Raw genomic sequence first — 26,239 nt, 5'->3', positions numbered from 1 at the left:
ATTGGATTGGGTTTATGCGGTTCTTCTCGTGCTTTCAATTTTTGGAGTTATTGGGGTTTCTGAAATTTTGAGAAAAATTTTTCGCTTTGATCCCGAAGTTACACGAAAGGTAATTCACATTTCTGTTGGGGTTGCGGTTTTCCCTGCACCACTTATTTTTTCAAGTTCAATTCCTGTAATTGCGGTTGCGATATTTTTTATCGTTGTTAATTTTTTGAGTTTGAGGGTAAAACTTTTCAAAGGGATGGATTCTGTCGCAAGGCAAACATATGGAACTGTTTATTATCCGCTTGCTTTTTTGATTTTGGTTATTTCTTTTTGGAGAAATTATCCTGCTTTGATTTCAATCTCAATGGTTATACTTGCCATAGGTGATGCGGTTGCTGCGATAGTTGGGGCGAGTGTTAAGAGTCCAAAAGTTTACAATCTCACTGGTGATAAGAAGTCGCTTCAGGGCTCGGTTGCGATGTTCGTTTCTTCGTTTTTAATTGTTTTCGTCTCTTTGATTTTTATGAGTGCTTCAAAATTATGGTGGAGCGATGTTTTGAATCTTTCGGTTGATAAAATTTTTTTAATTTCATTTCTTACAGCACTTTTTGTTGCAGTTGTTGAAGGGCTTGGTTCATATGGATTTGACAATCTTTTTGTCCCGCTTGCTTCTGCTTTTATGCTTCACGCACTTGTCATCGCTGATAAACTAAATCAGTTTTTATTTGCCTTTTTGCTTGCTTTTTTAATTGCGGTGATTTCTTACAAATTGAGATTTTTATCTCTTAACGGTTCTGTTGGGACATTTGTGCTTGCGGTTGTAATTTTTGGAGTTGGTGGATGGAAATGGACTGTTCCAATTCTTGCGTTTTTTGTTTTGTCAAGTTTGATTTCAAAGATTGGGAAAGAAAGGAGAAAAAAATTTGATTTGATTTTTGAAAAATCAAGCACGAGAGATATTTATCAGGTTTTTGCAAATGGTGGAATTGCTGGCGTTGTTGCTTTGATTTATCATTTTTATCCGAGCGAAATTTTTTATTATGTTTATCTTGCGACTGTTTCATCGGCGACATTTGACACATGGGCGACGGAGATAGGAACTTTGCTTCTTTCAAAACCAAGGTTGATAACAAATTTAAAACAAGTTGAGCCAGGGACATCGGGCGGTGTTTCAATTAAAGGAACTTTTGGTGGAATAATCGGCTCAATCGTTATTTTTGCGAGCGCAACATTTTGGATCAAATGGGAACTTGTTAAACTTCTTATCGTTGTCGTCGCTGGCTTAATTGGAAGTTTCGTTGATAGTTTTCTTGGTGCAACTTTACAGGCGCAGTATAAGTGTAAAGTTTGTGGCAAGATAACGGAGAAAAAATTACATTGTGATGGCTTTGCAGAATTAATCCGTGGTAAAAGATGGTTGAATAATGATTTTGTTAATTTCGTCTGCACAAGTTCAGGTGCATTTGCGGGATTAATTTTGATGGTGATTTGAAAATAAAAAAATTTGAAATGATGCCTTTTAAATTTAACGAAGATATAGCGATCGCAGATGTTGCTGTTGAAGTTTGGGCTAATACAATTGAAGAGTTGTTTTGTGATTCTGCGCTTGCTTTGAGCGAGGTTATGGTTGATACGAAAACGGTTGAGCCACGGATTGAAAAAGAGATAAATTTGAGTTCAAACTCGCTTGATATGTTGCTTTATGATTTTTTGAGTGAGATAGTTTATTTCAAAGATGCTCAATCTCTGCTTTTCTCAAAGTTTGAAGTGAAGATAGATAATTTAAGTTTGAATGCTAAACTCTGGGGGGAGGAAATAAATAGAGAGAAACACGCTTTGCGAATTGATGTAAAAGCGGTGACGCTTTACAGATTTGACCTTCGCAATGAAAACGGCATCTGGCGAGCGGAATTTGTTCTTGACATTTGAAACGAAGTTGAAAAAATTTTAAAAAGATTTTATCTTTAACAAAAACAAAAACGAAGGGAGAGAATTGGCACAGGAATTAAAAAAATGGGCATTGATACTTGGCTCATCAAGTGGATTTGGAGCTGCGACTGCAATTGAACTTTCAAAAAATGGTTATAATATCTTCGGCGTTCATCTTGACCGAGCAGCTACGATGCCAAATGTTGAGAGGGTAATAAGTCAAATTAAGGAAAACGGAGTTGAAGTTGAATTTTTCAATGTAAATGCAGCTGACCATGAGAAGAGGAAAGAAGTGCTTGATGCAATTGAGAAGAGATTTGCACAGGAGCCGTCAATAATAAAAGTTGTGCTTCATTCACTTGCCTTTGGGACGCTGCGACCTTATATTGCGGAGAATCCAGAAGAACAAGTGACCCCAAAGCAAATGGATATGACGCTTGATGTTATGGCGCATAGTTTGGTTTACTGGGTTCAGGATTTGTTTCACAGAAAATTGATAGGTAAAGGGACAAGAATATTTGCGATGACAAGTGAGGGTTCAACTCGTGTTTGGGCTTATTACGGACCTGTATCAGCAGCGAAAGCAGCTCTTGAATCACACATAAGACAACTTGCTTATGAACTTGCGAAGTATGGTATAACTGTAAATGGAATAAGAGCTGGAGTTACGGATACACCAGCGTTGAGAAAAATTCCGGGAAATGAGCAAATGATTGAATATTCACTTAAAAGAAATCCATCAGGTAGATTAACAACGCCGGAGGATGTCGCAAAGGCAATTGTTCATTTAAGCCACGATGATATGCAGTGGGTTACGGGCAATATCATAGGAGTTGACGGTGGTGAATTCATAGCGGGTTAATTTTAAATGGCGGGCTTTTTAAGCCCGCCTCTTCTTTAAATCATTTTTTCAACATTTAAAACGAACGCATGCATCCCTTCATCTTCAAACCTTCTGTCAAGAATTTTCACCTCGTTCAAAAGATTTTCAACTTTTTCATCCTCAACGACAGTTAAAATTAAAGTGTTAATTTCTGGCCATACATGCGTTCCCATATGTGGCTCACCATTGTTTGAACCTTGTCCATAGACATCGTTTAATTTCGTGTATCCGCGAATTTTTAACTTTTCAAAAACATCTAAAACTTCATCTTCAAGCGCTTGATTGAATACAAGAATTACGAGTTTCATTTAACCTCCACCTTTTTATGTTCAAAAATTGAATAAATTGTTGGAACAAGAACAAGCGTTATCAAGGTTGAAAATGTCAATCCACCAAGCATTGTTATACCAAGCGGACGCCAGAGTTCCGAACCTTCGCCTCTGAAAATTGCAAGCGGTAAAGTTCCAAGAATTGTCGTCAAAGTTGTCATAAGCACAGGGCGAAGTCGCGTTCTTCCTGCTGTCACCAGAGCTTCATAAACTTCATACCCTCTTGCTCTTAAAAGGTTTGTGTAATCAACGAGAACTATCGCATTATTTACGACAATTCCAACAAGCATTATAAGTCCCATAAATGCGGTAAGACCAAATGGAACTCCGAACAAGAGAAGTCCAAGGACAACACCTGTAAAAGCAAACGGAACTGCAAACATTATGACAAACGGATGAAGCAATGATTCAAACTGTGATGCCATTATCATATATGTCAAAATGATTCCAAGTATCAAAACCTGGAAAAGGTCTGAGAAAGCTTTTGCTTGTTCTTCAACTTGACCTGCAAATTTTATTTCAACCCCTGGCGGTATGTCAAGATTTTTTATTCTTTCCTGCAAATCTTTCACAACATCTCCAATCGCTCTGCCTTCAACATTTGCTCCAACAGGTATAATTCTTTGTCTATCTCTGCGTTGGATTTCAATCGGCGAATATGTGTCATAGATTTTTGCTATATCTTTAATCTTGACGATGTTTCCTGTTAATGTCCTAACAGGTATCTCGCTCAAATACGATATACTGTTTCTCAAATCCGAGCCAGGTTGAATTGTGATATCGTATTCATCGCCAAGTTCTTTATAACTTGTTGCTTTAAGACCGTAAATGCTTGATCTTATCGTTGTAGCTATCATTGCAGTGTTAAGTCCGAGAGAAGCGCTCTTTTGCTTATCAATTTCAATCCTTATCTCAGGAGTTAGACCACTTCTTCCAATCTGGACATCTTTTGCACCTGGAATTTTTTCAAGTTCTGATTTTATTTGTTCCGCAACTTTTGAAGTCAAATTCAAATCGTATCCTGTAACCTCAACTGTTAAAGGTTTTCCACCGCCGAAAAGCAGAGCTTGAAAGTCCGAACCGCGCGAGATTTCAAATTTTTCAATTCCGGGAATTGATTTAACTCTTTCTCTAATTTTGGCACCAAGTTCTTGCACCGTCATCGTTCTCTCCTTTAAAGGAACCAATCTCGCACCGACGGTTATAACATTATTTCCTTCAACCTGACCTGTTATCGTCGCAAAACCTTGCTCAGTTGTTCCTGCTCTCATAAAGATATATCTTCTCCATTTTTCGGGGATTTCTTCGCGGACAATTTGTTGAATTTGCTCACCAACTTTAATTGATTCTTCAAGTCGCGTTCCAACTGGAAGTTGAGCGACAACCTGAATTTGTCCCGTGTCGCTTGCTGGGAAAAATTCAAATCCAACAAATCTAAAAATTATAAACGAACCAGCGAAAAGAACAAACGCAATTAAGACGACAATTAACTTATGTCTCAAAGCCCAAGATATTATTCCGCCGTAAAAGTTTTCAATTGATTTGAACCATCTCTCGCTTGCATCAAAAAGATTTGAAAGAAACCTGTTTTTTATTTTTTCTTGTGGTTTTAGCCATTTTGATGCAAGTGTTGGGGTTAAAGTAAGCGATGCAAGAAGTGAAGTTATAACCATAACCGTCACAAGATAACCGAGCTCTTTGAAGAGAAATCCCGCAATTCCAGTCAAGAACGCAAGTGGAAAGAAAACAGCTATGTTTGTAAGCGATGAAGCCGAAATCGCAAGTCCAATCTCATTAGATGCGATGACAGATGCTGTCTTCGGGTTTTCGCCTCTTTCAATATGTCTCGTTATGTTTTCAAGAACGACGATCGCATTATCAACGACAATTCCAACCGCAATCGCAAGAGATGAAAGCGAAATGAGATTTATCGTTCCACCAATTAAATAAAGCGTTATAAACGCAACAATAAGTGAGAATGGGATTGTAAGGATGATTATTAAGCTTGCTCTGATTTTTCTCAAAAAGAGAAGAACAATCAAAATGACGAAAACAGCACCGTAGACAACCGCATTGCTAAGGTTTCTGATTGAGTTTCTGATGAAATCGGATGAGTCAAAAGCTATGTTAAGTTTCACATCTTTTGGAAGTGTTTGCTGAATTCTGGGTAAAACTTTTTTTACAGCTTCAACGACCTCAATTGTATTTGCAGTTGCCTGCTTTTGGATGAAAAGCAAAACACCCGGCGTATTGTTAATTTTTACATAAAGCGTTTGCTCTTTTATAGTATCAATCACATCTGCAACATCTCTTAAATAAACAAGAGCACCCTGATAATTCCCGATAACGTTGATTTAATTTCTTCAATGTTTTTGAATTCTCCGGGTACGCGAACATTATATTCTTTCAAACCAACTTTGATGACGCCCGCAGGTAGAGATAGGTTTTCAGCCTGAAGGACTTGCGCAATTTGTGGGATTGTTAAGTTGTATGCTTCAAGTTTTTTCGGATCAACTTTGATCAAAATTTCTCTTTGCGGACCGCCGATGGCAAATACTGCACCAACTCCCGGAACCTGACGCAATGGTTGTGCAATTTTGTCTTCTATAATTTTGTTAATCCCTGGGAAACTTTCACTTGAATTAATTCCGATCATCATAACCGGTAATGTTGATGTGCTGAACTTAAAAATTGATGGCTCTTCTGCATCATCAGGCAATCTTCTTTTAACTCTATCAATTGCGTCTCTTACATCATTTGTCGCTTCAGCTATGTCTGTTCCCCAGTTAAATGTTATCGTCACAATTGATATGTTATCTTTTGAACTTGAAGTAACTTTTGAAACATTGTTGATTGTGCTGACTTGTTCTTCAATTAGTTTTGTCACTTTTTGTTCAACATCTTCAGCAGATGCGCCGGGGTAAATTGTAACGACACTTATTGCAGGCGGTTCAAGTTTTGGAAGCAGGTCAACCGCAAGTCGCATAAACGCAAATGCTCCTAAAACCGCAAGAGCCATATAAAACATTATAACTGTGACAGGTCTATTTACAGCAAGTTTTGGTAAATTCATTTTTGCACCTCCATAATTTTTTATTCAACGATTTTAACTTTCGTTCCATCGGCAAGTTTTGCTTGACCAGATGTTACAACAAAGTCATTCTCATTGACTCCATTTAAAATCTCAACTTCACCGTCAAACTTTCTTCCAAGAGTTACATTTCTTCTTAACGCTGTCTCGTTTTGAACGATAAAAACATAATTGACATTTGATCCCGGAAGCGGAACAATGGCAGATTCTGGAACTATAATCCCACGACCTTGCCCAATTTTAATTCTAACTCTTGCAAACATACCGGGTCTGAGCAAAAGTTGCGGATTCGTGACTTCAATTTCTGCTGTGAAAGTTCTTGACAATGAACTTACAGCCGGATTCTTTTGAGCAACCTTGCCGATGAAAACTTTATCCGGGTATGCATCAACATAAACTTCCGCTGGTTGATTTAATTTTATCAATGGGAAATCTTTTTCAGCGATGCTTAATTTAATTTTAACAACATCCATTCTCATCAATGTGATTATCCCGGGACTTCCTCCGCCAGCCGGGACAAGTGTGAAGACCTCGCCTTCGTTCATGAGTTTTTCTGTAACTATCCCGTCAAACGGAGCTCGTATCTGCGTGTTTGAAAGCATGAGTTCATAAGATGCTTTTGCGGATTCATAGGTTGCCTTTGCTCTTTCAAGCTGTTGCTCGGGAATTGAACCAGTTTCAAAAAGTGATTTCATTCGTTTATAATCAGATTCAGCAAGTTCATATTGAATTTTCGCCTGTGTTAATTGCTGTGTGTTCATTTGAACGAGCAATTGTCCCTCTTTAACAAAGTCACCTTCTTTAACATAAATTTTCTCAATTGTTCCAGACATCTGCGCACCAATTCTGGCTTTCTGATACGGTTCAACAGTTCCAGCATATTCAAGGATTATATCGTAATTTTTCATCGTTGCTTTTGCGACTTTAACTGGCACGGCTTCGTCATTCAGGTTATTTGCCTTCGGATTTTCTCTTTTTGATGCGCATCCAAAAATTGAAATTGCAAAGATAAAGAGCAAAGTGCTTAAAATTAGTTTTTTCATTTTTCACCTCAATTATTTTGTTTTGCCTGTTAATCTTTCAAAATCGCTCAAAGCGGTCAAATAATCATAAATTGCCTGTTGATAATTTAACTTCGCCTGCGCAAGATTTACTTCTGCATTGCTTACTTCAAGCTGTGTTCCAACACCGCTTTCAAACCTTTTTCGTGAAATTTTATAGCCAAGTTCAGCAAGTTCAACTGCTTTCTTCTGTGCTTCAATTCTTTTCTTTGATTGTTCAATTTTGTAAATGGTGTTTTTTAGCTCGTTTTCAAGCGCCTGTTTTGTAAAACTTAATCTTTCAAGCGATTGTTGAAGCGATGCCCTGGCTTGATCAACCCTTGCCTGCGTCCCAAAACCTCTGAAAATTGGAATCTGAATTTGTAATCCAACAGAGGTTGTCCTTATCCATCTGTATTGATTAAAGTTGAAATGATTCGCCTGTGTTTGATATTGAAAGTTTCCCGTAAGAAGAAGCATTGGCATATGACCAGAAAGTTCAAGAGAGACGAGCTCTCTTGAAAGCTCAACTTGATATTCAACCTGTTTCAAGTCAGGATTATTCTCGTAAAGTTCTTTAAGAGCAGTTTCAAAGTTAAGTTCAGGGAAATTGTTAATTTCCATTTCTCCAGATACATCAATATCTTCTTTAACATCTAACCCAAGAGCAAGTTTAAGTCCATTCCTCGCAATTTCAAGATTATTTTCCGCTTGAATTAAAAGAGGTTGCAAATTTTGATATTGAACCTGTGCGTTGACATAATCGTATTCGGATGCAATTCCTTGGCGATACATTTTTTCAACATTTTTGAGATTATCTTCCGCAAGTTCAAGTCGCATCTTTGTGATTTTATATACTTCTTTTGCAAGCAAGACACCATAAAAAGCTTTCTTTACATCGCTTGTCGTTTTTAAAATTGCACTTTTGTAAGCTTGCTCTGCGATCAACCTGCTTTTGCTCGCACTTCTTATGCTTGAATAAACACTCCACGAAAAAATTGGCATTTGAAGTGAAATTGAGCCAAGGTATGAATTATCTGAACCGATTTCAATAACTCCACCTGTCATTCTTCCAAATGGCGAGTCAGGAGGGAGAAAGAGAACTGGCTTTTTCAGATATCTTGAATAAGTGCCTGATGCGTTGATTTGAGGTATTAACCCAGCTCTTGCCTCAACGAGCTTTTCATCTGATTTTATAAGTTCAAGTTGTGCGATTTTAACTTGATTGTTGTTTTCAAGTGCTATTTTTATCGCATCATCAAGCGTGAGTATTTGAGTTTGTGCGAACAAAAATATCGGAAACAATGAGAGAAAAATTAATTTTTTCATTTTGCTTTATCCTTTGTTTTTGAAATTCCTTCAAAAATGATTTCAAGTATCATTTCAACAATTTCATCTGTTTCCAAATTAACAGTGTTTCCGTGGAGACATCCGTATATCACATCACGAAGCATTCCGTTGAAAGCCATAATTATCAAATTCGGGTCAATGTTTTTCACTTTGCCGTTTTTTATGTCGGTTTTAATTATATCAGTTAAAATTTTTGAGATTTGATGAAGCCGTTCCATAACATAAGCTCTTGTTGTCTCTTTTTCTTCTGCTTCCATCTGCATTATCGCTTGCATCATCACATGAAATGAGTATTTGCCTTCGTTGAGAAAATAATTCATTGTGTTAAGTGCATAAACTTTTAATTTTTCTCTTGCGTCGCTTTTTATGTTTTTTGCTTCAATTGCAAATGATTCAACCTTGTCAAATAGAGATTTCAAAATTTCGTCAAAGAGATGTTTCTTGCTCTCAAAGTAAGAGTAAATTGCTCCTTTGCTGAATTGAGCTTCCTCGGCAATTTCTTCAATTGTGGTGTTTTTATAACCTTTGCTTCCAAAGAGCCGAATTGCTGATTCCATTATTTCCTGTTTGTGCCTTTCCTTGATTATTTCTCGTCTTTTTGATTTCGCCAATTTTTAATCTCAACTTTGTTTAACTTGACCTAATATAATACATTTTGACTAAAAAGTCAAATTTTGACCAATAAGTTCATTTTGATTTATCGCTTTTGTTTTTTAAATTGAAAACAAAAACATACCAAAAATTTTTAATCCTTTTTAGGAAATGAAGTATCTTGAAGATACAATTGCAGCGATTTCAACGGCGATAGGGGAGGCAGGAATTTCGGTGATAAGAATAAGTGGAAAAGATGCGATAAAAATTGCGGATAAAGTTTTCAGAGGGAAAAGGAAACTTGAAGAGGTTAAAACGCACACTGCACATTACGGAAAGATAGTTGATGCATCAGGCAGGGTTGTGGATTATGTTGTTGCGACTGTTTTTAGAGCTCCACACTCTTACACAGGTGAAGATACAGTTGAGATAAGCTGTCACGGTGGAATTTTTGTCACAAGAAAAGTTCTTGAGACAATTCTTGAAGCTGGAGCACGACTTGCACAACCCGGGGAATTTACAAAGAGAGCTTTTTTAAACGGCAGGATTGATTTATCGCAAGCGGAAGCGATAGCTGATTTAATAAGGTCTGCGACAGAGCTTGCGTATCAAAGTTCTCTTTCACAACTTGAGGGCTCTATCTCAAACAAGATCAAAAAGATGAGAGATGATCTTATAAATCTTTGTTCGCTTGTTGAGCTTGAACTTGATTTTGCTGATGAAGACCTTGAATTTGTTGATAAACCGGAGCTTGCGAAAAAAATAAAAGATGCTATTTCAGAGATTGATGAGTTAATTGAAACATTTAAATTTGGGAAAATTTATCGCGAAGGAATTAAGGTTGTGATAGCTGGAAAACCAAATGCTGGAAAATCAAGTTTGTTAAACGCCTTGCTGAATGAAAATAGGGCGATCGTAAGCGATATTCCCGGGACAACACGTGATATAATTGAAGAGAGTTTGAACATTGAGGGCGTTCTTTTTAGAGTTATTGACACGGCTGGTTTAAGGGAAACTTATGACATCATTGAACAGGAGGGTGTAAGAAGAGCGGAAGAGCAGATGAAAAAATCCGATATGATACTCCTTGTCATAGATTCAACAGATGAGATTGATGAAGATGACATTAAACTTTATAATCGTGTTTTGGACCTTGCGATGAATGAATCAAAGAGATGCATTGTTGTTTTTAATAAAGTTGATCTTCTAAATGGTAAGCAGATTCAAAACGAGAAAGTTTTGGGAGATTTTCCTGTTGTTTATGTATCTGCTTTAACAGGTCAAGGGCTTGATAAACTTAAAAAGCTTATGGTTGAGCAATCATTTCTTGGAACGAACAGGACGGATGCGAGCGTTGTAGTGACAAATGTAAGACATAGAGATGCACTTGTCAAAGCGAAACAGAGTTTGCAGTATGCTTTGAAGTCGCTTGAAGAAGGAATGAGCGGTGATCTCGTTGCGGTTGATTTAAGAGCTGGGCTTAATCATCTTGGCGAGATAATCGGTGAGGTGACAACCGATGATATTTTAAATAACATTTTCTCAAAGTTTTGCATTGGCAAGTAAAAAAGTGTTTCACGTGAAACATTTTGAAAACAAAATCTATTTGTTAAAGAGATGATAATAAACCCAACAATAGATGAAATTTACGATGTCATAGTCGTCGGCGGTGGGCACGCCGGAATAGAAGCAGCGCTTGCTTCAGCAAGAATGGGAATGAAGACACTTCTTATGACAATGGATATAACCGCAATTGGACGTATGTCTTGTAATCCAGCGGTGGGTGGAACTGCCAAAGGACATCTTGTCAGAGAAATTGACGCTTTAGGTGGTGAAATAGGGAAAATCGCCGATGCAACTGCAATTCAATATAGAGTCCTGAACAAGTCAAAAGGTCCAGCAGTTTGGTCGCTGAGAACTCAAAACGATCGCGAACTCTATTCGTTGGAGGCAAGAAGGAGAGTTGAGGCACAAGAAGGACTTGATATAATGCAAGATGTCGTCACTGAAATTTTTGTTGAAAATGGGAAAGTTGTGGGTATAAGGACTGGGCTTGATATAAAAATTGCGTGTAAAGCTTTGATCATTGCAGCAGGGACATTTTTAAATGGGAAGATGTATACCGGTCTTGTAAGTAGAGTTGGAGGTAGATTTGGTGAGCCAGCTGCAACTGGTTTGACTGAATCGCTCGTAAAACTTGGTTTTGTAAGCGGAAGATTGAAAACAGGAACTCCACCAAGAATTGATGCGCGAACCGTTGATTATTCAAAAGTTCAGGTTGAGCCCGGTGATCCAGATGCTGAACCATTTTCTTTTCAGACAAAAGAGATAATAAAAGATCAAATTCCGTGTTATCTAACTTACACAAACGAAGAGACACACAAAATACTTGAAAAGGGTTTTGACCGTTCTCCGCTTTTTACGGGTTTGATAAAAGGTCGTGGTCCAAGATATTGTCCATCAATTGAAGATAAAGTTTATCGCTTCAGGGATAAAGAAAGACATCAGATATTTCTTGAGCCAGAGGGCAGGAACACACATGTTATGTATGTTAATGGTTTTTCAACAAGCTTACCTGTTGAAATTCAACTTGCGGGTTTAAAAACGATCCCTGGGCTTGAAAATGTAAAAATGCTTCGTCCAGGTTATGCTGTTGAATATGATTTCTTCCCACCTCACCAGTTAAAACTTACTCTTGAAACAAAACTTGTTGAAGGTCTTTATTTCGCTGGTCAAATAAATGGAACATCAGGATATGAAGAAGCAGCAGCCCAAGGTATAATTGCAGGGATAAACGCTGCTCTCAAGATAAAAGGCGAGGATGAATTTATCTTGAAACGAAGTGAAGCTTACATCGGCGTTTTAATTGATGATTTGATCAACAAAGGCACAGATGAACCTTATAGAATGTTCACATCAAGGGCTGAATATCGTTTGATGTTAAGACAAGATAACGCGGACAGGAGATTGATGAAGTATGGTTATAAATTTGGTTTAATTCCGAGCGATGTTTATCAGCGATTGCTTGAAAAAGAAGAGATGATAAAAGAGGCACTTTATTTTGTCAAAAATAGAACTGTCAAACCTGCGGAGGTGAATTCTTATCTTGAAAGGATAGGTTCAAAACCACTTGAACAAAATGAAAAACTTGACCAGTTGATAAAGCGTCCGGAGGTAAATATAAGTGAATTGTTTGAGCTTGAAGTATTTAAATCTGATAACATCTTACAAAGAGTTTTGAAGAGAAAAGATGTTCTAAGGCAGGTTGAGATTGAAGTTAAGTATGAGGGTTATATCCAAAGACAGCTTGAAGAGATTGAGAAATTTGAGAAATATGAAGCGATGGAGATACCCGAGGATTTTGATTATACGAAAGTGAAATCGCTTTCAAGTGAAGCACGAGAAAAGCTTATGAAGGTAAGACCAAGGTCAATAGGTCAGGCGTCAAGGATTTCTGGGGTTTCACCAGCGGATATATCTGTTTTGATGGTTTATTTGAAAGGTTAAAAGTGTTTCACGTGAAACACTTTTGACATTTGATGTCCTACGCTATTAAGTAAAATTTGAGCAGAGGTATGGAAGCTGAGGAATTTGTTGAGGTATGTGAGTTAAACGGGTTGAAATTTAGCCGAGAAAAAATTTCGCTGTTTGAGGAATATGTCAAACTTTTGAAAGAGTTTAATCAAAGGATAAATCTAATTTCACGGAAAGAAACGGACATCTGGGGGAGGCACATACTTCACTGCATTCTGCCGTTGTTTAAAGTTGAAATAGAATCAGGGAAATTAATTCTTGACCTTGGAACGGGCGGAGGGTTGCCCGGAATTCCATGGGCAATTTTAAATGAAACTTCACACTTCGTCCTTCTTGATGGAACAAAAAAGAAAATTGATGCTCTTGCACAGATTATCAAAGAGTTAAATCTAAAAAATGCGGTTGCGGTTTGGGGAAGAGCAGAAGAGATTTCAAAAGATGAAAATTATAGAGCTAAATTTGACTATGTTATCTGTCGCTCTGTTGCGGAACTCAAAAAACTTGTTAAGTGGAGCATTGACTTTTTAAACCCTGCAAATTTCCACAAAAATTTCTTGGATAAAATCGGTGAAAAACATTATCTTCATTCTGGTTGTCTTATCGCTTTCAAAGGTGGCGATGTAAGAAATGAAATTGAATCGGCAATTAAAACAAAACTTGTTTCAAATGTTGAAGTAATTGATTTGAATTTTAAAGGCGAAGAAAAAGTTAATCTTGAAGATAAAAAAGTCGTTCTTCTGAAATTAACAACAAAGCAGGTATAAAATGGCGAAATCCGGAAAAGAACTTTTTGATGAACTTCTGAACTTAACCACAGAGCAAAGAAATCCAGCAAGTATGGACATTGATTCAAAATCAACAATTGAAATTTTGAAGATAATAAACGATGAGGACAAAAAAGTGCCATATGCAGTTGAAAAAGAAATTCCTTACATAGCTCAGGCAGTTGAACTTGTGGTGCAGGCTTTCAAACAAGGTGGAAGATTAATTTATGTTGGAGCTGGAACAAGTGGTCGTTTGGGAATACTTGACGCTGCTGAGTGTCCCCCAACTTTTGGAACAGATCCTGAAATGGTTCAGGGAATTATCGCAGGTGGACCACAGGCGGTTTTCAGAGCACAGGAAGGAGCAGAGGACAGAGAAGAAGATGGAGCAAGAGATATTGAAGCAAAAAATGTAAATGAAAAAGATGTAGTCTGCGGAATTGCAGCAAGCAGAAGAACTCCTTATGTCGTTGGAGCTGTAAGAAGAGCAAAAGAACTTGGAGCGAAAACAATTTTCATAACCACAAATCCAAGAGAACAGTTTAATTATCCGTTTGTTGATGTCGCAATTTGTCCAGAGGTTGGACCCGAAGTTATAATGGGCTCAACAAGAATGAAATCAGGAACAGCACAAAAGTTGATTTTAAATATGATATCAACAACTGCGATGATAAGAATTGGCAAGGTTTATGAAAATCTTATGGTTGATCTTCAAATGACGAGCGAAAAGTTAAAAGAGAGAGCCAAGCGTGTTGTTATGATCGTCACAGGTGTTGATTACGAAACAGCGGAGAGATACTTGAAAGAAGCTGGTGGGCATGCGAAAACAGCAATTGTCATGATAAAAACTGGTTGTTCCGCTGAAGAAGCACGTGAAAGGTTGAGAAAAGCAGATGGCTTTGTAAGAGCAGCAATTGAAGGAAAAACTTTAATTTAATTTTTCGGTTATGAAGTTTATTGAAAGAGTTTTTCAAATAGATAATTTCGTTGAACTTGGCAAGTTTTTTAAAGGCGGTGGAGAAATTTTAAACCTTAAAAATGTCGCTGGTTCTCTTTTTGGTTTTATTGTAGCGTATGCGTTTGAGATGACAAAAGATAAAATTATGGTTGTAGTTCAGGATGAAGAATTTGGGAGGAAAATTGCTGATGATTTGGGCTTAATCATTGGTGAAGAAAATGTTTTTGAGTTCATCCCTGAGGAGGATATGCTTGCAGATGATGTTGATGTTTTGAAGTTGAAATTTGCTTATGAATATACTCAGGGACGGAAAGTTTTTATAGTTTCATTGAATCAACTTGAGGAGGAAATACCTTTAAGCAAAGAACTTAACACATTTTCATTCGTCGTATCGGTGGGTGAAAAAATTGGCTATGAGAAATTGTTATCTTATCTTGCAAGAAATGGGTTTGAGAGGAAAAAATATGTTGAATCAAGGGGTGATTATAGCGTAAGGGGAAGCATCGTTGATGTCTTCGGATTTACAGGAGAGTTTCCTCTGAGAATTGAATTTTTTGATAATGAAATTGCTTCAATCAGAGAATTTGACATTTTCACACAAAGATCGTTGAGAAATTTGAACAGGGCGGTGATAATGCCGAAACTGTTTGAAAAAGGTTTAACATCTGGTGCAAAATTGGAAATGGTCAAAGTTTATGAGACGCTTGACGATTCAATCTGTATAGTTGAAGATAAAAATCTGATCGTTCAATCACTTGATGAAGATATTTTTAATGGACGCAAGTTTAAAAAGTTTATCAATGTTTTAAGGTTGGAAGCAGGGGAGTTTGATGGGGAATTAATAGATTGGGCTTCAAAAAGTCAACCATTTTTTAACAGCAGTATTACTTTGTTTTCGGAGGAAGTTTTAAAATTGCTGAAAAATGGCTTTGATATTTTCTTGCTTTGTGAAGGGATTGAGCAAGTTGAGAGAATGAGAGAACTTCTTGAAGAAACCATTGGATTTGAGAATGTTGGGAAGATTATTTTTGAGCCGAGAGCGTTGAATTTTGGCTTTATTTTAACACGTGATAAAGTTGCAATTTTAACAGAGCATGAAATTTTTAACCGAATAAAATCTCGCAATTTCCTCAAATATAGAAAATTCAAAGGTATAACTTTACACGAACTTGACATGCTCAAACCTGGCGATTTCGTTGTTCATGTTGATTATGGAATTGGGAAATTTGCTGGGCTTCAAAAGATAAAAGTTAATGGCATTGAACAAGAAGCAGTCCGACTTGAATATGCAGATGATGGGGTTTTATATGTGAATTTGAACTATATCAACAGGATAAAAAAATATCGTGGTGAAGAAGGTATTCTCCCGAAACTTAACAAACTTGGTTCAGGTGAGTGGGAGAAATTAAAAGAGCGAACAAAAGATAGTATCAAAAAAGTCGCAAGGGATTTAATCTGGCTCTATGCGAAGCGAAGTTATGTAAAAGGTTTTAGATTTTCGCCTGATAATTATCTGCAAAAAGAAATGGAAGCATCGTTTATTTATGAAGATACGCCTGACCAAAAAAGAGCAACGATTGAGGTAAAGCAGGATATGGAAAGCGATAAACCGATGGATAGATTGATTTGTGGTGATGTTGGATTTGGGAAAACGGAAGTCGCAATAAGAGCATCTTTCAAAGCTGTCCTTGATAAAAAGCAGGTTGCAGTCCTTGTCCCGACGACGATCCTTGCGCATCAACATTATAAAACTTTCACCGAAAGATTGAAAAATTATCCAGTGCGAGTTGAGGTTTTGTCAAGGTTAGTCCCAAAATCAAAACAGCTGAAAATAATTGAAGATTTACAAAACGGAGAAGTTGATATAATTATTGGAACTCACAGGTTGCTTTCAAATGACATTAGATTTAAAGACCTTGGTTTGTTGATAATTGATGAAGAGCATAGGTTTGGGGTTGAGGCGAAAGAAAAGTTAAGAAAGATGAAAGTAAATGTAGATACATTGACTTTGAGTGCGACGCCTATTCCGAGGACGCTTTATTTTTCGCTTATGGGAGCAAGGGATATGTCAATAATTAACACGCCTCCGCCGAATCGTCTGCCGATAATCACGAAAATTATAAGCATTGATTCTCCGAAATTTAAAGATATTGTTAGAAATGCAATTTATTTTGAAGTAAGTCGTGGGGGACAGGTTTATTTTGTAGTTGATAAAATTGCAGAGATTGAAGATATTGCAAAATTTTTGAAAGAGATTGTCCCAGATTTGAAATTTGACATCGTTCACGGTAAAATGAAACCATCTGCGATTGAAAGGGTAATGTTGAAATTTCTTGAACAAAAATTTGATATTTTGATTTCAACTAAAATAATTGAAGCGGGGATTGACATACCAAATGTTAACACAATTTTTATTTACAATGCACATACATTTGGACTTGCGGAAATTTATCAACTTCGTGGAAGGGTTGGGCGTTCAAATAGACAAGCATATGCTTATCTTTTGATACCACCTGTTGAATCTATCGGGACAAATGCAATCCGCAGATTATCCGCAATTGAAGAATTTACGGAACTTGGTTCAGGATTAAATCTTGCTTTAAAGGATATGGAAATACGTGGAATTGGAAATTTATTCGGAAAAGAGCAAACTGGATTTATAAATTCAATTGGGTTTGACCTTTATTGTAGGATACTTGAAGAGGCAATTGAAGAGTTGAAAGAGCAGGAATTTAAGGACATTTTTAAAAATGAGAGAAAGATCAAGAAAAAATTTGACGCAATCGTCTCCGCAGATGTAAGCGCCTTTATTCCTGATTATTATGTTGACCTTGATTCCGAAAGATTTAATTATTATCAGAAACTTTATGATGCCGAAGACCTTGACGAAATTGATGCGATAAGAGAAGAACTTGAGGATAGGTTTGGGAAAATTCCTGATGAAGTTGAGAATTTGATTTTAATTTCAAAAGTCAAATGTCTTGCGGAAAAATGTGAAATTCAACGTGTTGAGGTTGGGAGAGAAAATGTGGTTGTTGTTTTAAGAGATGAAGTTATGAATTCGGAAATTTTCAAAGAAATAGTTGATGTTTTTTCAAGGGGTTCAAGTTTGAAATTTGAGAAAAAGGGAAAAGAGACGAGGTTAGTTTTGAAATTCAGATATTCAACTTCGGTGAAGCAAAATCTTGTTAAGTTTTTTGGATTGCTTGAGGAGTTAATGACTCAATTTTCTGATAATGAAAGACACTTCGCCACCAATCCATAGATTTTCATCACCTTCTTTAAATTTCAGCGTCTCATAACTTCTGCTTGAGGGAATGAGATTTATCTCTCCGTTTTCGTTTTTGAAGTATCTAATTAAACCTTCGTTTCCTGCAACTGCGAATATGACACTTCCGTTTTTGGGATTTGATTTTTGATTTATGATCGCAATGTCACCTTTGAAAATTCCAATTTTATGCATTCCGTCGTCAGTGACTTCAACTGCGAAAGAAGAGGATGTGCTGTGGAAAATTTTTGGATCAAGTTTCAAAGTGCCGTTTAAATTTGTGAACATTGCAAATGGATTTTTAGCGTTAAAGTTTGAGATAATTGGTATTTCAACAAAATCATTTTGTGTGGAATTTATTTTGAAATTGTTGATGATTATGTTTCGTGCTTTTGAGTCAGGTTTTTGGATGTAACCTTTTTTTTCAAGTGCTTTTAAAATTGAGTAAACTGCATTTGTTGATTTAATGTTAAATTTTTTGCAGATTTCACGAACCGTTGGAGGTTTTAGATTTTTCAGTGTGTATTCTTTGATAAATTCCAAAACTTGATTTTGCTTTTTCGTGAGCGTTTTGTTCAATTCCGCTTCCAAAGTTTATTTTCATTGCTGACAAAATATACTGAACATTTGTTCAAAAGTCAAGATTTGCATCGGGGATTGCTGGGCTTGAAATTGTAAAAGCGAAATAACGCTTTTAGGCGTTTGCTTTTAGGTATCGTCTTGACAAATGCGCATAAAAATATATATTTAAAGTGCAGTGGTAAATTGTGGTGAATTGTGGTAGAACAAAAATAAATTTTTATGTCATCGTTTAAAGGAAGTTACATATACGCAGTAGACGAAAAAGGAAGAGTGAGTATTCCAGCGAGGATGCGGAAATATCTTTCGCCAGAAGCAAATGAGACATTTGTGATAACGAGAGGAACGGAGACATGCCTTTTTCTTTTTCCGCTGGATGAGTGGGAGAAACTTGAGAGAAGATTAAAAGAATTAAATACATTTAATCCGCAGCATCGTTTGCTTGTGAGAATTCTTTTGATGTGGGCTGTTGAAGTCACGCTTGACAATCAATCAAGGATAATGATACCGAAAAATCTTCTTGAATTTGCAAAAATAGAGAAAGAGGCGTTGATAATTGGTGCGCTTGATAGAATTGAGATATGGAATCCAAATGTATTTCAGGAATATGTTAACACGCAACCTGAAAGTTATGAAAGCATTGCAGAAAAAGTTCTGGGAATGAAATGATGGAAAAAACTTTTCACATACCAGTTTTGCTTGAGGAAACGATGAAGTATTTGATAACAAGAAATGATGGAATTTATGTTGACGGGACAATTGGAGCTGGTGGACATAGTGAGGAAATTTTAAAAAGAACAAATGCGAAGGTAATTGGTTTTGATATTGATCCGAAAATTGTGAAGATAGCGCAGGAAAGATTGAAAAATTACGGAGACAGGGTTTTGATTCTTAACAGAAATTATGCGAGTGTTAAGGAAAGTTTGAAAGAACTTGGGATAGAAAAAATATCTGGCTTTTTGCTTGATCTTGGTGTTTCATCTTATCAACTTGATCAAGGTGGTGGTTTTAGTTATAGGTTTGATGAAAAACTTGATATGAGGATGGATAGAAGTTCGGATTTAACAGCAAGTGATATTTTAAATGAGAGCTCGGAAAAAGAAATAGCGGATATAATTTTCAAATTTGGTGAAGAGCCAAAGGCAAAAATTATAGCCCGTGAAATCATAAGATACAGGCAAAGGAAAAGAATAGAGACAACAGGCGAGCTTGTTAAAATTATTGATAAAGTTGTGGGTAAAAAATATAGGTTGAAGGTTCTTGCAAGGGTTTTCCAAAGTTTGAGAATCGCTGTTAATAAAGAACTTGACAATTTAAAGATGGGGCTTGAGTCAGCAATTGATGTTCTTGAAAAAGGCGGGAGAATCGTTGTGATCTCGTATCATTCGCTTGAGGATAGGATTGTAAAAAATTTTTTTAAAAGCAATGAGAAAAAGTGTATCTGTCCGCCAGATGTAGGAGAATGTAAGTGTGGAAAAGTTCAGGTTGTGAAAATTTTAACTAAAAAGCCAATTACTCCAAAAGAGGATGAGATAAGCTTAAATCCACGTGCAAGAAGTGCGAAATTAAGAGCTTGTGAAAAAATTCTGGAGTTAGAATGAAAAGTCCAAGAGAAAAAATAAGTGGTGTCAAAATTTTGGTGTTTTTAATTCTTGTTGGAATGCTGGGAGTTGCGTATATATGGAATTCGTTTGTGGTTGATAAAAGGGCTGATGAGATGATTAAACTTGAAAAACAGCTTGAGCAATTGAAAATGGAGAAGCTGTTTCTTGAGGCAAAGTATGAAAAGCTCATTTCAGTAAATTACATTGTTCCATATGCGAGGCAAAAACTTGGACTTGTTTTCCCAAAGAAAAACCCGAAAGAAATTGAGTTGAAAAGATGACTTTTGATGTTAAAAATAGCGATGTTAGACGGATTTCAAATTCATTTTATGCGAGGTTGAATTTTTTGTTTTACCTTTTCACTTTCTTCCTTGTGCTTATTGTATTGAAGCTTGTTAAGGTTCAAATTTTTGACCATTCGTATTATGCGTCTATTTCAAATGTTCAGTATTACACAACGATAGAGTTGCCCGCAAAGCGTGGATTGATTTTTGATAGAGAAGGCAAAATACTTGCCACGAATCTTATAAGCGCTGATATAGGTGCTGATCCATATTATTTGAAAAAAGTTGGTGCGAATTTAAACGATGTTGCGGAAAATCTGGCAAATATATTTGGTGGGGATAGAAAGTATTATCTTGAAAAATTGAGAAGTGGTGAGAAAAGATTTGTCTGGCTTGTAAGGGACATTTCCCCAGAGGCGTTTGAAAAGTTCAATTTGTTTTTAAGCAGGTTGAAAACAAGAAAAGAAAAAGAAATTTACAAAGGGATTATAAAGGTTGAAAAATTTAAACGATTTTATCCGTATGATAATCTCGCAAGTCATGTTATTGGTGCGGTCAGCGGTGAGGGAAAGGCGTTGATGGGAGTTGAAGTTAAGTTTGATGAGATTTTAAGAGGGAAAAATGGTTTTATGAAATTAACACGTGACGCACTTGGAGATGCAAGAGCTGAAGTTAAATTTGACAGGGAAGAACCAATTGACGGGTATAATTTGAAATTAACGATTGATGTCGGAATTCAAACGATAATAGAATCAGAACTTGAAAAAGCGGTGAAGGAGTTTGAAGCTGAAAGTGGTGTTGTTGTAGTTGTTGACCCATGGACTGGTGATATTCTCGGACTTGCAAATTATCCAAGTTTCAACCCGAACAATTATTGGATTTATAATTCAGAAAATTTCAAAAACAAGGCGATAATTGATGCTTTTGAGCCGGGTTCAACATTCAAAATTGTTCCTGCGTCACTTTTGCTTGAAAAAGATACGATGAAGTTATATTCAAAGGTTGATGTTGAGGGCGGTAAAAGTTTAATTCGTGGTGTAAGAGTGATTGATTACAAGCCAAACGATGTTTTGAATTTTAGGGAGGTTTTGAAGTATTCAAGCAATATAGGTATGGCGAAGTTAAGTTTAGATCTTGACAAGTTGGAATTTTACAAGCATATTAGAAATTTTGGTTTTGGCTCTTACACGGGTATAAATTTGCCTGCTGAATCAAGGGGTGAATTGAAAACGCCGGATAAATGGACACCGGCAACGAAAATTTTTATGTCTTTTGGTTATGAGTTAAGAGCGACGCCAATTCAAATAGCAATGGCTTACTCTGTTATAGCAAATGGCGGAATTTTGTTTCAGCCAAGAATTGTGAGTGAGATATTGAATTCAAAAGGAGAAGTTGTTAAGAGCTTTCCAGTTGTTATGGTAAGAAGAGTTATCTCGGAGAGGACATCTAAAATTTTAACATCAATACTTGAAGATGTTGTAAATGATGGGACGGGAGTTCAAGCGAAGGTTGAAGGTTTAAGAATTGCTGGGAAGACGGGAACTGCTCAAATGTATGAGTTTGGATTTTATTCAAAGTCGCATTACAGAGCGTCTTTTGTTGGGTTTTTCCCGGTTGAAAAGCCAAAGTTTGTTTGTTTTGTTATGCTTGAGTCACCAAAGAAAAATTATGCAGGTGGAGTTGTTGCAGCACCTGTTTTTAGAAAAATTGCGGAACAATTGATTAAATTATCACCGGTTGAAGTTGAACCAGCAACATCTTCATTGAAGATTGTCCAAAATCAAAATTCAAATTTTAATTCCACAAAATCATCTCAATCTCAAAAAGACGAAAAAAATAGAGGCAAACAAATGCCTGATTTGAGAAGTTTAAGTGTTCGCTCCGCTCTTGCTAAAATTTCTGTGTTTAATTTGAAAGTTAAAATCATCGGTTCTGGCTGGGTTGTTGATCAAATTCCAAAGCCAGGAGTAAAAATTAACGACGGAATGGAGTGCGTTCTTTACTGTCGTGATGATTTAAAAGAAATTTCGGCTGAAAAATGAAACTTAAAGAATTGCTTAAACATATTAAAGTTGTAAAATTTCTCGGAGATGAAGATGTTGAGATAAAAGGCATTGTTTATGATTCTCGTGAGGTAGATGAGGGTGATTTATTCGTTGCGATAAAAGGATTAAATGTTGATGGGCACAGGTTTATTCCAGAAGCAGTGCTTGCTGGTGCTGTTGCAGTTGTGCTTGAAAATGATGGGTTGATTGATGATAATTATTTTGTTGAGAGAGGTGTTGCAAAAGTTGTTGTAAATGATTCAAGGAAGGCGCTTGCTTTGCTTTCTTCCGCATTTTATGAATTCCCATCAAAAAAATTAAAACTTGTTGGGGTTACTGGAACAAATGGTAAAACCACAACGACGCACCTTATAAAATCAATTCTTGAAACCGCTGGATTAAAAACAGGTTTGATTGGAACGATAAATTATGTAATCGGGGATGAGATAATTCCCGCAGGTCAAACGACGCCAGAATCACTTGAAATAAACAGGTTTTTGAAGAAAATGGTTGATAATGGATTTGGTGCGTGTGTGATGGAAGTTTCATCTCATGCGCTTGCTCTTGATAGAGTTTATGGACTTGAGTTTGATGTTGGGGTTTTTACGAATTTAACGCAAGATCATCTTGATTTCCATCGGACATTTGAGGCATATTTTCAGGCGAAGAAAATTTTATTTGATTCGTTAAATCAAAATGCGTATGCGATTTACAATGTTGATGACCAATATGGAGAAAGAATTGTTTCTGACACGAGGGCGAGCAAATTATCGTATGGAAAAAGTGATAAGGCAGATGTAAAGGTTAAAGATGTTAAGTTAAGTTTCAATGGGACAAGTTTAATTGTTCAAACTCCAACGGAGAAATCGCTTGAGATAAATTCAAAGTTGATCGGTGAGTTCAATGTTTATAACATTTTGTCTGCTGTTGCGGTTGGCTATGTTCTTGGCGTTGAGTATGAGGATATAAAAAATGGAATTGAGAAAGTTGAAAATGTCAAAGGAAGGTTTGAAAAAATAATCTCTCCTGATGATTACACCGTTATAATTGATTATGCACATACTCCAGATGCGTTGGAGAAGTGCATTGATACTATTTTGAGGTTAAAGAAAGAAGCAGGTGGTGGAAAACTTATCACTGTTTTTGGTTGTGGTGGTGATAGAGATAAAACGAAAAGACCGATAATGGGAAGGATTTCAACAGAAAAAAGCGACATCACGATTATAACATCGGACAATCCAAGATTTGAAGACCCAGAGAAAATTATTTCTGATATAGTTGAAGGTGTGAAGAAGGATTCAGTTTATTATGTTTTCGTGGATAGAAAAGAAGCAATTGAGCGGGCGCTTGAAATGGCTCAAAAAGGAGACATCGTTTTAATTGCTGGGAAAGGTCATGAAGAGTATCAAGTAATAGGTGATGTTAAAGTTCCATTTAGCGATAGGCAGGTTGTTATGGAATTTTTTAAAACAAAGGAGAAAACGACTTGATAGAAATTGAGCACATAAAAAGAATGGGTTTCGTTGCGGAGTTGAACCTTGATAAAATTGTGAAGAAGAAAATCAAAGGAGTTTCAACTGATTCACGAAAGATAAAGCATGGTGAGATATTTTTTGCCATAAAAGGAGAAAGATTTGATGGACACGATTTCGTTGGTTCTGCTTTTAAAAAAGGTGCTATCGCTTGCGTTGTGAATTATGACTGGTTCAAAATGAACCAAGATAAATTTAAAACTAAAACTTTGATCGCTGTTGATGATACATTGAAATCGCTTGGAAAACTTGCAAATGCTTATAGGAAAGATTTTAACATTCCAATTATTGCAATTGCAGGGAGCAATGGGAAGACGACGACGAAAGAGATGATCGCACAAGTTCTGGGGCAAAAATACAAAGTTTTAAAATCGGAAGGGAATCTAAATAATCAAATTGGCGTTCCATTGACGCTTTTTAAATTGAGGAAAACGCATCAGGTTGCGGTGATTGAGTTCGGGACAAATCATTTTGGTGAGATTAGATATTTGTGTGAAGTTGCAGAGCCAGATCATGGCTTGATAACAAATATCGGTAGAGAACATATTGAGTTTTTCAAAGATATAAAAGGTGTGGCAAAAGAAGAAGGTTCATTGTTTGATTATATTTTTGAGAAGGATGGTTTTGTTTTTGTCAATTTTGATGATGTTTTTGTTAGAGAGATGGGAGAGAAATTCAGGAATAAAATTACATTCGGATTTTCGGATGGTGCGGATGTGAAAGGTGAAATTCTTGAAGTTGATGACTTTGCAAGGTTTAAGTTTAAAGTTAAGTTCAATGGGAAGGAGCAAATTTTAAAATTGAAAATTTCGGGTGAGCACATAGTTATGAATGCTGTTTCTGCATTTGCGGTGGGGTTGAAATTTGGAGTTTCACCTTCGCAGATGAAAAAAGCGTTGCAATCTTATGAGCCATTTTCAAAGCGAATGGAAATTTTGAAGGTCAAGGGTATAACGATAATAAACGACACATATAATGCGAATCCAGATTCAATGATAGCATCTCTCAAAACTTTAAAACAGATGAAAAATTCGGGGAAGAAAATTGCGGTTCTTGGAGATATGCTTGAACTTGGTGATTATACCGAAGAAGCGCACAGGGAAGTTGGTCAGAAGGTTGTTGAGTTTGGGATTGATTATCTTTTAACATACGGGAATGCGATGCGTTTTGCTTATGAGGTTGCGTTAAATGGAGTTAATCACGCAATTCATTTTGATGATAAAGATATGCTTGTGTATCATCTTTTTGAGATAGTTGAAAGAGGAGATGTCGTTCTTGTTAAAGGTTCAAGAGGAGTTGCGATGGAGGAAGTCGTTGAAAAATTTACAAATAAAGTTAAGGGTTCGCATTAATGTTATATTATCTTTTTGACTGGATAAACAAGTTATACGCACCGCCGGGATTTGACGCATTTAGATTTATAACATTTAGAAGTGGTCTTGCTGTTTTGACTTCTTTGATCATTTGTTTCTGGCTTGGACCGAAGATAATTAAAAAATTGAAAGAGCATCAAATTGGCGAAACGATAAGAGAAGATGGACCAGAAAGACACAAAGCGAAGGCTGGAACTCCGACGATGGGCGGATTGATAATTCATCTTGGAATTCTCGTTCCTGTTCTTCTTTGGGGAGATTTGAAAAATATGTATGTCTGGTTGATTATTCTTGTAACGGTTTGGCTTGGTGTGGTTGGGTTCATTGATGATTATCTAAAAGTTGTTAAGAAATATCCAAAAGGTTTGATAGCAAGATACAAGTTGATGGGGCAAATAAGTATAGGTTTGATAGTTGGGGTTATACTTTACAATTCGCCTGAATTTGATGGGATTGAGACGATAACAACTTTGCCATTTATAAAAAATTTGAACTGGGATTATGTTTACTGGTGGATTTACATTCCAGTGATAGTTTTCATAATAACTGCGACATCAAATGCTGTGAATTTAACAGATGGACTTGATGGACTTGCGATTGGAACGGTTGGGATTTCTGCTTTGACATTGACGGTTATGGCTTATGTTTCAGGGCATATTGAGTTTAGTAGGTATTTGAGCATAATTTATCTTCGTGGTTCGGGTGAGCTTGCTGTTTTTCTTTCTGCGCTTGTCGGTGCATCTCTTGGTTTTTTGTGGTTCAATGCTTATCCTGCGCAAGTTTTTATGGGAGATACGGGCTCGCTTGCTCTGGGTGGGATAATTGGAGCTGTCTCGGTTATGATAAAAAAAGAGCTTCTTCTTCCTGTTTTTGGTGGGATTTTTGTAATTGAAACATTGAGCGTAATAATTCAACGACTTTATTTCAAATATACGAAGCGAAGGTATGGAGAAGGAAGGAGAGTTTTTAAGATGGCGCCAATTCATCATCATTTTGAACTTCTGGGCTGGGCTGAGCCGAAAATCGTAATCAGGTTTTACATTGTTGCGATAATTTTTGCAGTTTTAAGTTTGGTTACATTTAAAATCAGATGAAAA

Annotated in this window: 22 protein-coding genes; 15 read left to right on the top strand and 7 right to left on the bottom strand. The window is 36.5% G+C overall.

Annotated features, from left to right (window positions below; genetic code table 11):
• The first annotated feature begins 1 nt into the window (after position 1).
• From AWW83_RS02620 to AWW83_RS02610, 3 genes are all read left to right on the top strand, one after another.
• Positions 2 to 1,480 carry a DUF92 domain-containing protein gene (locus tag AWW83_RS02620; protein ID WP_092348033.1) on the top strand — a complete coding sequence of 493 codons (1,479 nt, stop codon included), beginning with the start codon at positions 2 to 4 and terminating at the stop codon, positions 1,478 to 1,480.
• Entirely contained in the window at positions 1,477 to 1,917 is a 441-nt protein-coding gene (locus AWW83_RS02615; protein ID WP_143713864.1) for an archease, read from the top strand. Before AWW83_RS02620 ends, AWW83_RS02615 begins: the two co-directional genes overlap by 4 nt.
• A 64-nt stretch (positions 1,918 to 1,981) precedes the next feature.
• Positions 1,982 to 2,779: an enoyl-ACP reductase FabI gene (locus AWW83_RS02610; protein ID WP_092348026.1), complete on the top strand. Its 798-nt coding sequence runs from the start codon at positions 1,982 to 1,984 to the stop codon at positions 2,777 to 2,779.
• 35 nt (positions 2,780 to 2,814) lie between these two features.
• Here AWW83_RS02610 and AWW83_RS02605 read toward each other — a convergent pair whose 3' ends face one another.
• Genes AWW83_RS02605 through AWW83_RS02580 form a run of 6 tightly spaced genes read right to left on the bottom strand, consistent with a single transcriptional unit; the run spans position 2,815 to position 9,221 of the window.
• Entirely contained in the window at positions 2,815 to 3,108 is a 294-nt protein-coding gene (locus AWW83_RS02605; RefSeq protein ID WP_092348023.1) for a PG0541 family transporter-associated protein, read from the bottom strand.
• Positions 3,105 to 5,426 (bottom strand): efflux RND transporter permease subunit, encoded by a 2,322-nt coding sequence (locus AWW83_RS02600; protein ID WP_268761443.1) that lies wholly within the window; start codon positions 5,424 to 5,426, stop codon positions 3,105 to 3,107. The genes AWW83_RS02605 and AWW83_RS02600 overlap by 4 nt, the downstream gene beginning before the upstream one ends.
• Positions 5,427 to 5,440: 14 nt before the next feature.
• Positions 5,441 to 6,202: an efflux RND transporter permease subunit gene (locus AWW83_RS10105; protein ID WP_092348017.1), complete on the bottom strand. Its 762-nt coding sequence runs from the start codon at positions 6,200 to 6,202 to the stop codon at positions 5,441 to 5,443.
• A gap of 20 nt (positions 6,203 to 6,222) precedes the next feature.
• Positions 6,223 to 7,263, bottom strand: coding sequence for an efflux RND transporter periplasmic adaptor subunit (locus tag AWW83_RS02590; protein ID WP_092348014.1), 1,041 nt, complete (start codon positions 7,261 to 7,263; stop codon positions 6,223 to 6,225).
• A 12-nt stretch (positions 7,264 to 7,275) separates the two neighbouring features.
• The gene (locus AWW83_RS02585; RefSeq protein ID WP_092348010.1) at positions 7,276 to 8,589 is read right to left on the bottom strand and encodes a TolC family protein; all 1,314 of its coding nucleotides are present in this window, start codon (positions 8,587 to 8,589) and stop codon (positions 7,276 to 7,278) included.
• Positions 8,586 to 9,221 carry a TetR/AcrR family transcriptional regulator gene (locus AWW83_RS02580; RefSeq protein ID WP_092348006.1) on the bottom strand — a complete coding sequence of 212 codons (636 nt, stop codon included), beginning with the start codon at positions 9,219 to 9,221 and terminating at the stop codon, positions 8,586 to 8,588. Before AWW83_RS02580 ends, AWW83_RS02585 begins: the two co-directional genes overlap by 4 nt.
• Positions 9,222 to 9,372: 151 nt before the next feature.
• On the opposite strand from AWW83_RS02580, the gene mnmE reads away from it, so the two are divergent.
• The 5 genes from mnmE (at position 9,373) to mfd (ending at position 17,722) form a co-directional block, all read left to right on the top strand.
• Positions 9,373 to 10,767 (top strand): tRNA uridine-5-carboxymethylaminomethyl(34) synthesis GTPase MnmE, encoded by a 1,395-nt coding sequence (gene mnmE / locus AWW83_RS02575; protein ID WP_092348003.1) that lies wholly within the window; start codon positions 9,373 to 9,375, stop codon positions 10,765 to 10,767.
• Positions 10,768 to 10,818: 51 nt separating this feature from the next.
• Positions 10,819 to 12,708, top strand: coding sequence for a tRNA uridine-5-carboxymethylaminomethyl(34) synthesis enzyme MnmG (gene mnmG, locus AWW83_RS02570; RefSeq protein ID WP_092347999.1), 1,890 nt, complete (start codon positions 10,819 to 10,821; stop codon positions 12,706 to 12,708).
• Between the two features lie 68 nt (positions 12,709 to 12,776).
• A complete protein-coding gene (gene rsmG / locus AWW83_RS02565; RefSeq protein WP_092347996.1) occupies positions 12,777 to 13,499 on the top strand; it encodes a 16S rRNA (guanine(527)-N(7))-methyltransferase RsmG in 723 nt (240 codons plus the stop codon).
• Position 13,500: 1 nt separating this feature from the next.
• Entirely contained in the window at positions 13,501 to 14,436 is a 936-nt protein-coding gene (gene murQ / locus AWW83_RS02560; protein ID WP_092347993.1) for an N-acetylmuramic acid 6-phosphate etherase, read from the top strand.
• A gap of 10 nt (positions 14,437 to 14,446) precedes the next feature.
• Positions 14,447 to 17,722, top strand: a complete 3,276-nt coding sequence (mfd, locus tag AWW83_RS02555) for a transcription-repair coupling factor (RefSeq protein WP_092347990.1) — start codon at positions 14,447 to 14,449, stop codon at positions 17,720 to 17,722.
• On the opposite strand, the gene lexA is transcribed toward mfd, so the two are convergent.
• Positions 17,672 to 18,304: a transcriptional repressor LexA gene (gene lexA, locus AWW83_RS02550; RefSeq protein WP_159421083.1), complete on the bottom strand. Its 633-nt coding sequence runs from the start codon at positions 18,302 to 18,304 to the stop codon at positions 17,672 to 17,674. The genes mfd and lexA overlap by 51 nt on opposite strands.
• Before the next feature lie 222 nt (positions 18,305 to 18,526).
• Here lexA and mraZ point away from each other — a divergent pair, with 222 nt between their 5' ends.
• Genes mraZ through mraY form a run of 7 tightly spaced genes read left to right on the top strand, consistent with a single transcriptional unit; the run spans position 18,527 to position 26,236 of the window.
• The gene (gene mraZ / locus AWW83_RS02545) at positions 18,527 to 18,973 is read left to right on the top strand and encodes a division/cell wall cluster transcriptional repressor MraZ (RefSeq protein WP_092347984.1); all 447 of its coding nucleotides are present in this window, start codon (positions 18,527 to 18,529) and stop codon (positions 18,971 to 18,973) included.
• Positions 18,973 to 19,905, top strand: coding sequence for a 16S rRNA (cytosine(1402)-N(4))-methyltransferase RsmH (gene rsmH / locus AWW83_RS02540; protein ID WP_092347982.1), 933 nt, complete (start codon positions 18,973 to 18,975; stop codon positions 19,903 to 19,905). The genes mraZ and rsmH overlap by 1 nt, the downstream gene beginning before the upstream one ends.
• Entirely contained in the window at positions 19,902 to 20,189 is a 288-nt protein-coding gene (locus AWW83_RS02535; protein WP_092347979.1) for an FtsL-like putative cell division protein, read from the top strand. The genes rsmH and AWW83_RS02535 overlap by 4 nt, the downstream gene beginning before the upstream one ends.
• Positions 20,186 to 22,234 (top strand): penicillin-binding protein, encoded by a 2,049-nt coding sequence (locus AWW83_RS02530; RefSeq protein WP_092347976.1) that lies wholly within the window; start codon positions 20,186 to 20,188, stop codon positions 22,232 to 22,234. Before AWW83_RS02535 ends, AWW83_RS02530 begins: the two co-directional genes overlap by 4 nt.
• Positions 22,231 to 23,727 carry a UDP-N-acetylmuramoyl-L-alanyl-D-glutamate--2,6-diaminopimelate ligase gene (locus tag AWW83_RS02525; RefSeq protein ID WP_092347973.1) on the top strand — a complete coding sequence of 499 codons (1,497 nt, stop codon included), beginning with the start codon at positions 22,231 to 22,233 and terminating at the stop codon, positions 23,725 to 23,727. Before AWW83_RS02530 ends, AWW83_RS02525 begins: the two co-directional genes overlap by 4 nt.
• Positions 23,724 to 25,121, top strand: coding sequence for a UDP-N-acetylmuramoyl-tripeptide--D-alanyl-D-alanine ligase (locus tag AWW83_RS02520; protein WP_092347970.1), 1,398 nt, complete (start codon positions 23,724 to 23,726; stop codon positions 25,119 to 25,121). Before AWW83_RS02525 ends, AWW83_RS02520 begins: the two co-directional genes overlap by 4 nt.
• Positions 25,121 to 26,236, top strand: a complete 1,116-nt coding sequence (gene mraY, locus AWW83_RS02515) for a phospho-N-acetylmuramoyl-pentapeptide-transferase (protein WP_092347966.1) — start codon at positions 25,121 to 25,123, stop codon at positions 26,234 to 26,236. The genes AWW83_RS02520 and mraY overlap by 1 nt, the downstream gene beginning before the upstream one ends.
• Positions 26,237 to 26,239: the final 3 nt, after the last annotated feature.

This window comes from Candidatus Chryseopegocella kryptomonas (assembly GCF_001536065.1).
Taxonomy (GTDB): Bacteria; Bacteroidota; Ignavibacteria; order Kryptoniales; family Kryptoniaceae; genus Kryptonium; species Kryptonium kryptomonas.
The sequence above is the reverse complement of the archived record's forward strand: the minus strand, read 5'-3'. Positions and strand labels throughout refer to the sequence as shown.